This is a genomic window from Neisseria sp. P0022.S009 (assembly GCF_051956675.1).
Classification (GTDB): Bacteria; Pseudomonadota; Gammaproteobacteria; order Burkholderiales; family Neisseriaceae; genus Neisseria.
In genome coordinates, this window is the sequence record NZ_JBQCXE010000115.1 from 1 (window position 1) to 228 (window position 228).

At 45.6% G+C, this 228-nt stretch carries 1 protein-coding gene; it reads right to left on the bottom strand.

Translation table 11 applies throughout. From position 1 onward, the window contains the following. On the bottom strand, positions 1-228 hold a 228-nt coding region (locus ACTHUG_RS11690), incomplete at both ends, for a type VI immunity family protein (protein WP_440386936.1).

The window sequence follows — 228 nt, forward strand, 5'->3', positions numbered from 1 at the left end:
TGCTGTTCAATTTATCTTGGAACGCCTTGCCGACAAGGGTATACCAACTGACGGACTTAATGCCCTCGTACCATAGAGAGTCATCATGTCCACCTGAATCGGGTGTTACCCCCCAATAGCGTTTGGTCACGGAATATTCGTAAAACTGATATTTATGGTAGGCGTAGGGCAGGACGATGCTCAGTCCGGCATAACCGTGAAAAATATCAAAGTTCTTGCACAGATATT